Here is an 8,860-nt window from a genome sequence, read left to right on the forward strand (position 1 = left end):
CGCGTCACCTCGGGCGATCGAGGGGGCGCAGCAGCATCTCGGCGAGCCGGTCGCGGGTGACCCTCTCGACGCCCGAGGCGCGCTGTGTCAGGAACAGTGCGTTGAGCAGCTGGTCGGTGGCGATGACCTGCCCGGGCTCGCGGCGCAGGAACCGCTGAACCAGCTCGGCGCCCTCCTCAAGCGCCTCTTCGCCCAGATGTGCGGAGACCATCGCGGCGAGCTGTTTGTCGCCCGGCGGTTTGAGGTCGAGCTGGATGCAGCGGCGCAGCAGCGCGGCCGGGAAGTCCCGCTCGCCGTTGGAGGTCAGCACGATGAACGGGAACGCCGTGCACCGCACCCGCCCGCCCTCGATGGGGACCTTGTCGCCGTCCGCGGTCAGCACCTCGGTGACCGGCTCGCGGTCGGCGATGCGCTCCAGCTCCGGAATGGTGAACTCGCCGTCCTCCAGGACGTTGAGCAGGTCGCTGGGCAGGTCGATGTCGCTCTTGTCCAGCTCGTCGACGAGCAGCACCCGGGGCAGCGGCACCCCGTCGGGGCCGTCCTGCGCGGGCAGCAGCGCCGTACCCAGCGGACCCAGCCGCAGATACGACCCGATCGGGGGACGGGCGGGAGACGAGTCGCCCTCGCCGGCCACGGCACGGTCCAGCTGGACGTCCTGGAGTCTGCCGATGGCGTCGTAGTGGTAGAGCCCGTCCGCCAGCGTCGTACGGCTGACGACAGGCCAGCGGAGCACCCGGCCGAGACCCAGCTCGTGCGCGACCGCGTGCGCGAGGGTCGACTTGCCGGTGCCCGGGTTGCCGGTGACCAGGAGGGGGCGGCGCAGGTACAGCGCCGCGTTGACGGCCTCGACCTCCTCGGGACGCGGATGCAGACTCTCCACCAGGCGTCGCCGCGCGCCCAGCCGCCGCGCGGTGTCGGCGCCCTCGGCGTCGTCACCGCCGTCGCCTTCCGCGCCACCCGGGCTGTCGGGGCCGGTGCCGGCACCGGTGAAGTCGCGCCACGGGGGCGGCTCGGGCAGCCCCCGCACGCCCTCGTGCGGCACACCCGCGCCGCGGTAGATGCGCCAATCGCTCACGATGTGCTCCTCAACGCTGTCGACTGCCTGGGCATGAGCGGTGGTTCGCGCAACGGTTCGTCCCCAATGGTCCTGTGGGGCGGATCGTAAAGCAGGACGATATGCCGTGCCCAGGCCGCTGGGTGGTCAATTGGCGCACTGTTCACGCCAGTTGCCCCTTCCGTGTCCCAGCTCTCCCAGCTCCCTCCGTCACCCAGGTCGGCGTTGGTGTTCCGCAGCGCCCTGATCTCCTGCGGAAGCTGCCGCGCCGAGTGGACCTGGCGCAGCAGCGCGGCGGCCCGCTCGTGGAACTCCTCGCAGTCGTCGTGGTCGTGCTGATCGCTGCACGAGTGCCGCCACAGTGCCACCGCGTGCCCCGCGCCGAGCGCCGCCGCCATGGCGCGGGCGCCCGGGCCGCTGCCCGCCCGCGCGCAGTACACCGGCACGGCGCCGGGCGGCGCGGCGAGCAACCGCCCGTAAGCGGCCTGCCCGCCCTCGGGCGCCGACGCGCCGTGCCCGGCCACGGGCACCTCGCGCCGCAGCGGCACGGCCTCCATCGGGCCGCCCAGCACCGCGGTGGCCCTGGTGCGTGCCTCCGGGGTGTACCCGTGGTCCCTGCGGGACCTGTCACGCACCACGACCAGCCGGCGCTGCCCCAGCGGCACAGCGTGCGGGTTGAACGGGTCGTCCGGATCGTAGGGACGGACCCGCCACTCGTCCACCGGCTCGTCGAACAGCGCCCGCGGCAACAGGAACTCCACCGCCGCCAGGTGCTCGTCCACGTCGCACTGGTCGAGCGCCTGGGACAGCGCCCCGCGCACGGCCTCCTCCAGCCGGGAGCGCGGCACCTCCTCCCGGCTCTGGTCGACGATGGACTCCTCCCGCTCCCCCTCCTCGGCGGTCTCGTCCGCGCCGTCGTCGCCGGCCAGCAGCTCGTCCTTGTCGGCCGAGCGCACCAGCAGCACCCGCCAGGCGTGCCGCCCGGAACCGTAGATGTCGGGCTCCACCTCCACCAGCACGTTGGCTCTGGCCGCCGACGCCGGACGGTGGCTCTCCAGGAGGGAGGGGATGCGGGCCCGGATCACGTCGTTGTGCAGCGTGTGGCCGGTGCGCTCCACCCAGGCCCGCAGATCCGCCAGCGCGCGCGCCGAACGCGGCGTGCCTGCCGCACCCGAACGGGTGAGGGCGGCGGTCACCTTACCGGCGTACACGACCACGGCCTCCAGCGCCAGGTCGGGCGAGGGCTCCGCCGCCGGCGCGTCGCCGTCCCGCGGCTCGTAGAGCAGACCCGCCCCCTCCCGCCAGGAGCGGGGATCGTGCTCGTTGAGGGTGTAGGGCAGGCGCAGCACCATGTCCCGCGCCTCGTTGGCGAGTTGCAGCACCTGCCCGGCGCTCGCCGGCGGTTCCACCTCGGCGAACAGCGCGTACAGCTCCGCCCGCCGATCCACCGTGAACCCGTAGGCCGGCTCACCGCCCAGGGGGCCCAGCCGCGCGTGCTGGCGATACCAGCTGTGCCCGAACCCGTGGTAGCGCCGCAGGTGGTAGCGGTCGTGCGAGGACAGCACCTCGTGCAGCACCCGCGCCCCGCGCGGCCCCGCGTCGCACAGCTGGCGCAGCGCGGTGACCCGCGTGGCCACCCCGGTGTGCGGACGGGAGCCCTTGCCCTTGCTGAGGCCCAGCACCGCACCGCGCCGCTCGTCCAGCACCGGGCCGCCGGAGCAGCCCTCCGTCAACTCGTCACCGCTGAGCATGAGGGGGCGGCCCCGCACGCCCGTGGCCGTCGCCAGCCCGGTGAAGAACATCTGCTCGCCGCGCTCGGGCCCCGGCACCCAGCCGTACAGCCCGACGGAGGCCGGGGTGAGGGCCGAGCGGTCGCTCAGCCACAGGCAGTCCACGTCCTGGGCGTCCGGCACCCGAACGAGCGCCAGGTCCGGGAACGGCCACCGCGCCTCCGGCTGCTCGGGGTCGGCGGGCAGCGGCAGGCCGAACGCGAGCTCGCCGAGGAGCACCGTGCTCTGCGCGTCGTCGCCGATCGTGATGCCGATGGCGCGCTCCCCCCTCCACACGCTCGAGGCGCCCTTGCCGACGACATGGGCACACGTGAGGACCCAACCGGGCGCGACGAAGAAACCGCTCCCCCAGAACGACCGCCTCCCCGCGAGGGGTTGGGCGATCCCGCTCACTCCGTCACCGCGACCGCCGCTGGCGCCGCCGCCGCTGCTTCCGTCGTACCCCTCGGGCGGTGCCCCGATGCGCACGACGGAAGCGCGAACGGAGTCGGCGAGGCCCGTGGGGGCGTTCACGCGGCACAGGGCGCGCACAGCAGCACGCCGAATCGTGGCCTCCCGCACCGCGCGGCTCGCACTCCGGTCACAGCACTCCCCCTCTACGCCCCGTTCCCCCGTCGCTTCTTTCTGTGAGATGCCTGAGGTAGCAGGCTAGTCCCCGGGTGCGACAGACGGGAGAGGCGGCGCCCCAACATCCCCCGCACAGCCCGTACTCACGACGGGGGACGGCCATTCTCCCGGGTGCGCAGCCGGGCCTCCCGGGGAGGCCGATACGGGACCGGACCCGAGCCGGACCGAGCCAGGCCAGACCGAGCCGAGCCAGACAGGGCCGGGCCAGACCGGGCCGGGTGGCGGCCCGGCCCGACAAGGGCCTCAGTTTACCGATGCGCACCCGCGCCCGCGCGTCACCCGCCTGCCCGGCGTCACCCGCCCTGCGGTGCGGTACCCGGGGTGCCGGTGCCGTCGGCGGTCCGCGTGCCTTCCGGTGTGCCGTCCCGGCCGTCGCCGTCCGGCTGGTTCGCCGCGTGCCACGTGAGGGTGACGGAGACCGAGGCCTTGGCCTCGCCGTCGGCGAGAACGGCGGCGAGGGCCTTACCCGACTTGACGGCCAGCTCGACGCCGAACGTGGCGCTGACCTCGTCCGGGCGCGCCTGGCGTGCCGCCCTCAGCACGGCCGATCCGACACCGCTGATCACCTCGTTGAGCTGCTGGGCCCGCGCGATGAGCTGGTCACGCGTGCCCACGTCGTCGTACTGGAACTCGTCGGCCCCCGGCGGGACCTCGTCCTCGTCCAGGACGCGGACCCGCGCCAGCAGCGTCTCGCCGCCCGGCAGCGTGATCTCCCGGATCTCCCGCTTCATACGTCCCCCTCACCGCTTGCTGCCCCAACGGGCCTGCTCCGCCCTTCTATTGAACATCCACGGCGGCTGCTCGCGCGAGCGTGGGCGTGGGCGTGGGCGAGGGCGAGGCGTCGATCACCGGGTGCGCCCGCCTTCCCCTCCGTCCCTCTCGCCCCGTTCCCCGTCCGCCGCGGAGCCGTCCGCTCCCCCGTCGGGATTGCGCAGGAGGACGCCGATGTGAGCGGCGGCGGTCGACAGGTGGCGGCGCACCTCGCGCAGTTGCCCTTCGCTGACGCCGTGGTCGCGGGCGGCGTCCCGCACGTCGTCGCGGAAGCGGTCGAGGAGCCGTTCGAGATCGCGCGCCGGGTCGCCCGTGGAGTCGGCCATCGGAGCCTCCGCCTCGGCGTCCGGGTCGGTACCGGCCGGGTGCGGGCGCACGTACGGCGGCCAGGCCGTGGTCTGTCCCGTGATACGCCCCAGGCTGCCCATGCCGCGGGCGAGTTCCGACATGCCGTCGCGAACCGCCCCCGACCAGTCGCCCGCCTGCACGCGGGTGTGCACCTGATCCTGCACCTGACGGGCGAGACGCTGCACCTCGGCCAGCGCCTCGGTGTGGGCCTCCCGCTCCTTCCTCGCCTGGCGCTTGGCGCGCTGCGCCTCCTCCTTGGCCTTGCGGGCCTGTTCCTTCCACTCGTCCTTGGCCCGGCGCATCTCCTCCTTGGCGTGCCGCCACGCCTCCTTGTCGCCCCAGACCCCCTCCCAGCCCTCGCCCCAGCCGTCGTCCCAGCCGGCGGGCTTGTCGTACCCCGTGGTGGTGCTCCCGTGGCCGCGGGCGCCCTTCGCCCGGTGGCGCGTGGTGCGTGCCTGCTCGCGCATCTCGCGGCGCAGGTCGCCGGCCGTCCCGCTGACGTCCTCGCGGATGTCGCCGGCGAGTGCTGCCACGGAGTCGCGGATCTCGATCTCCAGCTCGGCCAGCTCGGCCTGCCTGCCGGCGAGCTCGGTTCGGCCCGCCTCGGTGATGGCGTACACCTTGCGGCCCCCCTCGGTGGTGTGGCTGACGAGCCCCTCGGCCTCCAGCTTGGCCAGCCGCGGGTAGACGGTGCCGGCCGAGGGCGCGTACAGGCCCTGGAAGCGCTCTTCGAGGAGACGGATCACCTCGTAGCCGTGGCGTGGCGCCTCGGCGAGGAGCATCAGCAGATACAGGCGCAGTCGGCCGTGCGCGAAGACGGGGGGCATGTCACAGGTCCTTCGGCGAAGAGGGGTTGCCACGGGGCGCGGTACCACCGGGAGGCCCTGGCGGACGGGCACCGCCGGCCGCTCCGGCGCCCTGGGCCGCGCCGACGCGGTCGCCCGGATGCGGCTCCTCCTCCGAGGTGTCCGCCCCGGGCGGACGGCGGAGGAGTGCCACGCCGCCGGAGACGGTGTTGGCCTCCAGGGTGCCGTGGCCGCCGCCCAGGGTGCCGGCCACCCGGTAGGAACCCCAGCCGGCGGTCGTCAGCTCGTCGAAGGCGCTGGAGACGGCGCCGCCCGCCGTCTGGGCCTCCACCGTCAGGTCCGCGTCGTCGGGCAGCCTGACGGCCAGCTCGCCCGAGACGCTGCTCAGCCGGATATCGGCGGGGCCGCCCGCTCGGGGGGAGCCCAGATCGAGGATCATCGCCCCGCTGACCGAGTCGGCGGTGATCGTGCCCAGGGAGCCGTCGATGCACGTCAGGTCGCCGGAGACCGTGGAGAAGCGCAGCGGCCCCGACAGCCGCTGGGTCTCGACGTCCCCCGAGACCGTCTCGGCCGTCACGGGGCCGCGCAACCCGACGAGCGTCGTCGTACCGGAGACGCCGGCCACCTTCGTGCTGCCGCGGATACCGGAGACGACGGCAGCGGCCCGCACCACTCCGACGGACAGGGCGACATCGGCCGGCACCCGCACCGACACCTCCGCCCTGCGGCGCCGGCCCTTGCCCTCGAACCACTTGAGGAAGCCGCTCCAGGGCAGGTCCTCGTAGGCGACGACCAGCCTGCTGCCCTCGCGTCGCACGAGCAGCGGCGGGCCCTCGACCCGGCCCACCTCGACGCGGGTGGCCGCCTCGTCGGTGCCGACCACGTTGACCGTCCCGCTCGCCACGCGCACGTCCAACTCCGTGACGGGGTCGTCGAAGTCGATCCGCCACGGCTCGGTGATCTGCCACGACCGGTCGTCGGGTACGGGCACGGCGGCCTCCCCAGGCTCGGCGCTGCGGTGTGCCCGGCGCGGGCGGCGCGGCCCCGCACACGGCGTGGCGCGCGACGCCCGGCGTCCCCGCACACGGCAACGACATATCGCGTCTACGAAGGAACACGATATGTCGTGTGTCGCGACAGGCGCAACCCCCTCGGCTGCGGCCCCCCGGGGAAGCCGGGCGCGGCCCTCCCTAACGCCTCAGTCGTCGGCGGCGTCGCCGTCCTCGTCGTCCTCGTCGTCCTCGTCGTCCAGCCGTGCCAACCAGGTGGCGAGCCGCTCCACCGGCACCTCGAAGTCCGGGTTCAGATCGACGAAAGTCCGCAGCTGCTCGGACAACCACGCGAGGCTGACCTCTTCCTCGCCGCGCCTCTTCTCCAGCTCTTCGATGCCACGGTCGGTGAAGTACACGGTTCTGCTCCTGGTCAGGTACGCGACCGCGAGGCGGTCACGGGGACAACGGGCGCGGCCTGAGGCCTTCGTCCCAGGGTATGCCGGACCCGTCGGTCATCCGTCACTCGTGGCGCCCCACGGCGTCCGAGGCGGCGCCGACGGCGAAGCCGAGGGCGATGAGCAGCACGCAGACGTAGATCTCGTAGCCGTCCAGGAAGCCGAGGTGGTCGACGACCGCCCACTTGTCGAACCAGCCGGTGAGCTTGTGGGCGATGCCGCCCGCTCCTTGGGCGATGAGGAGGAAGGCGACGAAGCCGAGAAGATTCTTCATGCCCGCAGACTGGCGCCGGCCGATGCGCACAGGGATCGGGCTTCGGGGGCGGAACGGGCGACGAAAGTCTGAGATCGACAGCGTCCTTGTCCTACCGAAGTCGCTGCCTGCGGCCCGGAGGGGACAGTGGCCCGGCAGCGACCGTAGATTGCGCGGCATGGGGTCTGAGCACAACAGCAGCGCCGCTGTCCGGCGGGCGGGACGGCGCAGTGCACGCGACTGGGCCGTGGACATCGGCGCGTTCCTGTGCGCCGGGTGCTTTCTGGTGCTGAGCACCGACGCGGTCGCCCTCGATCCGGGTACCTCACCCACAGCGCTCTTCCTCGACCAGCTGCGGGGCGGGCTCGCCTGCGCGGCGCTCTTCCTGCGGCGCCGGTGGCCTGTCCCGCTCGCGCTCGTGCTGCTGGTGGCCGAGCCGTTCTCGCACTTCGTGACGGGGCCGATCCTCGTCGCACTGTTCACCGTCGCGGTCAGCAGGCCGCCACGGGTGACGGCGTACGTGACGGCGCTCGCCTACGCGCCGGTGCCGTTCATCCTCGCGAGCGGCCCCGACGCCAGCGACCCGAGGACGGAGTCGGCGCTCACCTATTTCGTGCTCCTCGCCGGGGCGATCGGCTGGGGGCTGTACGTCCGCTCGCGACGGCAGTTGCTCTCCTCGCTCCGCGAGCGGGCGGAGCACGCGGCGGCCGACGCGCGGCGGGAGGCCCGCGAGGACGTGGCACGCGAGATGCACGACGTTCTGGCCCACCGGCTGTCGCTGCTGAGCGTCCACGCCGGGGCCCTCGAGTTCAATCCGGGCGGCGACCCCGCACAGGCGGGGCAGGCCGCGGGCATCATCCGGGAGAGCGCGCACCAGGCGCTGCAGGACCTGAGGGAGATCATCGGCGTGCTGCGAGCCCCCGAACAGTCGGACAGGCCGCAGCCGGTACTCGCCGACGTGGAGCGGCTGGCGGACGAGTCCCGGCGGGCCGGCAACCGCGTCAGCCTCGACCTCGACGTGGCGGGCGGGCTCGGGAGCGTGCCCACGGTGGCGGGCCGCACCGCGTACCGCATCGTCCAGGAGGGCCTGACCAACGCGCGCAAGCACGGCGCGGGGCCCCGCACACCCGTCTCGGTGACCGTGCGCGGCGCCTCGGGCCGCGGCCTCACCGTCGAAGTGCGCAACCCGGCGGGACGCGGCGGGGCGCCCCCCGAGGTCCCCGGGGCCGGGCTGGGGCTCATCGGCCTGACCGAGCGCGCCCAGCTGGCCGGCGGGACCCTCGAACACGGCTGGGACGGCGCCGACTTCCGCCTCAGCGCCACGCTCCCCTGGGACACCGCAGCGGCACCGGTGCCCGGTCCTGCCGAGAGGGCGGGCACGGCCGCGTGAGACGGCACGGCTCGGGCGAAGGGCGCCTGTGAGGCGCCTCTCGCGCCGGCCTCACCTGCGCGCGGTGTCCGCCCCGCTGTCCGCCCCGCTGTCCGCCATGTCACCGACCGCGGCCCAGGCGAACGTCATCGCGGGCCCGATGGTGGCTCCCGGGCCCGGATACGTCTCGCCCATGACGGCGGCTGAGGCGTTGCCCGTGGCGTAGAGACCGCCGATGACACTGCCGTCCTCACGGAGGACACGGGCGTGCTCGTCGGTGGTGAGGCCTCCCTTGGTGCCCAGGTCGCCGGGGACGACGGGGACGGCGTAGTACGGCGGCCTGGTGAGCGGGGCGAGGTTGGGGTTGGGGACGACGGCGACGGCCTGCGCGAAGG

9 protein-coding genes are annotated in these 8,860 nt (G+C 74.0%); 1 reads left to right on the plus strand and 8 read right to left on the minus strand.

What is annotated here, in order from left to right; translation table 11 throughout:
* Positions 1 to 4 precede the first annotated feature (4 nt).
* The 7 genes from AB8Z75_RS03570 to AB8Z75_RS03600 form a co-directional block, all read right to left on the minus strand.
* Positions 5 to 1,075, minus strand: a complete 1,071-nt coding sequence (locus tag AB8Z75_RS03570) for an AAA family ATPase (RefSeq protein ID WP_369199867.1) — start codon at positions 1,073 to 1,075, stop codon at positions 5 to 7.
* Positions 1,072 to 3,357: a trypsin-like peptidase domain-containing protein gene (locus tag AB8Z75_RS03575; RefSeq protein ID WP_369199868.1), complete on the minus strand. Its 2,286-nt coding sequence runs from the start codon at positions 3,355 to 3,357 to the stop codon at positions 1,072 to 1,074. Before AB8Z75_RS03575 ends, AB8Z75_RS03570 begins: the two co-directional genes overlap by 4 nt.
* 407 nt (positions 3,358 to 3,764) lie before the next feature.
* Entirely contained in the window at positions 3,765 to 4,202 is a 438-nt protein-coding gene (locus AB8Z75_RS03580; protein ID WP_369199869.1) for a CU044_2847 family protein, read from the minus strand.
* Between the two features lie 114 nt (positions 4,203 to 4,316).
* Complete coding sequence (locus AB8Z75_RS03585; protein WP_369199870.1) at positions 4,317 to 5,417, minus strand: helix-turn-helix transcriptional regulator; 1,101 nt, start codon at positions 5,415 to 5,417, stop codon at positions 4,317 to 4,319.
* Between the two features lies 1 nt (position 5,418).
* Positions 5,419 to 6,387 carry a DUF4097 domain-containing protein gene (locus AB8Z75_RS03590; protein WP_369199871.1) on the minus strand — a complete coding sequence of 323 codons (969 nt, stop codon included), beginning with the start codon at positions 6,385 to 6,387 and terminating at the stop codon, positions 5,419 to 5,421.
* A 207-nt stretch (positions 6,388 to 6,594) separates the two neighbouring features.
* A complete protein-coding gene (locus tag AB8Z75_RS03595) occupies positions 6,595 to 6,804 on the minus strand; it encodes a DUF6104 family protein (RefSeq protein WP_369199872.1) in 210 nt (69 codons plus the stop codon).
* A 103-nt stretch (positions 6,805 to 6,907) separates the two neighbouring features.
* Positions 6,908 to 7,117: a hypothetical protein gene (locus AB8Z75_RS03600; RefSeq protein ID WP_369199873.1), complete on the minus strand. Its 210-nt coding sequence runs from the start codon at positions 7,115 to 7,117 to the stop codon at positions 6,908 to 6,910.
* Between the two features lie 157 nt (positions 7,118 to 7,274).
* On the opposite strand from AB8Z75_RS03600, the gene AB8Z75_RS03605 reads away from it, so the two are divergent.
* Positions 7,275 to 8,486, plus strand: a complete 1,212-nt coding sequence (locus AB8Z75_RS03605) for a sensor histidine kinase (protein ID WP_369199874.1) — start codon at positions 7,275 to 7,277, stop codon at positions 8,484 to 8,486.
* A 51-nt stretch (positions 8,487 to 8,537) separates the two neighbouring features.
* On the opposite strand, the gene AB8Z75_RS03610 is transcribed toward AB8Z75_RS03605, so the two are convergent.
* Positions 8,538 to 8,860: FAD-binding protein (locus AB8Z75_RS03610; protein ID WP_369199875.1), on the minus strand; the 323-nt coding region annotated here is incomplete at its 5' end.

Source organism: Streptomyces sp. PU-14G, assembly GCF_041028275.1.
GTDB lineage: Bacteria > Actinomycetota > Actinomycetes > Streptomycetales > Streptomycetaceae > Streptomyces.

What these genes read in the sequence shown, in the direction of transcription:
- AB8Z75_RS03580 (WP_369199869.1), bottom strand. Translation starts at nt 4,202, where the DNA reads ATGAAGCGGGAGATCCGGGAGATCACGCTGCCGGGCGGCGAGACGCTG.
- AB8Z75_RS03585 (WP_369199870.1), bottom strand. Translation starts at nt 5,417, where the DNA reads ATGCCCCCCGTCTTCGCGCACGGCCGACTGCGCCTGTATCTGCTGATG.
- AB8Z75_RS03600 (WP_369199873.1), bottom strand. Translation starts at nt 7,117, where the DNA reads ATGAAGAATCTTCTCGGCTTCGTCGCCTTCCTCCTCATCGCCCAAGGA.
- AB8Z75_RS03605 (WP_369199874.1), top strand. Translation starts at nt 7,275, where the DNA reads ATGGGGTCTGAGCACAACAGCAGCGCCGCTGTCCGGCGGGCGGGACGG.